The 341-nt window shown below is 65.1% G+C and carries 1 protein-coding gene; it reads right to left on the bottom strand.

Annotated elements, in window-relative coordinates; genetic code table 11:
* Positions 1 to 88 precede the first annotated feature (88 nt).
* Positions 89 to 341, bottom strand: a 253-nt coding sequence (locus R5H29_RS00065) for a DUF933 domain-containing protein (RefSeq protein ID WP_332328527.1), incomplete at its 5' end; no start/stop codon positions are given.

Here is a 341-nt window from a genome sequence, read left to right as displayed (position 1 = left end):
CCGGCGTGCTGAAAAGCGCGCAGGTGCATGGCGACGGCGCCGGAGCGAGTTCATCCGATCAGATGATCCCATCTGATTGGATTTAGCTCTACACGTTGAAGCGGAAGAGCAGCACGTCGCCGTCGCGGACCACGTATTCCTTGCCCTCGACGCGCATCTTGCCGGCTTCCTTGGCGCCGCCCTCGCCCTTGCAGGCGACGTAGTCGTCGTAGGCGATGGTCTCGCAGGCGATGAAGCCACGCTCGAAATCGTTGTGGATGACGGCGGCGGCCTGTGGCGCGCGGGTGCCGCGGACGATGGTCCAGGCGCGGGTCTCCTTCGGGCCGCAGGTGAAGTAGGTG

This window comes from Stenotrophomonas sp. A3_2 (assembly GCF_036624925.1).
Classification (GTDB): domain Bacteria; phylum Pseudomonadota; class Gammaproteobacteria; order Xanthomonadales; family Xanthomonadaceae; genus Stenotrophomonas; species Stenotrophomonas hibiscicola.
The sequence above is the reverse complement of the archived record's forward strand: the minus strand, read 5'-3'. Positions and strand labels throughout refer to the sequence as shown.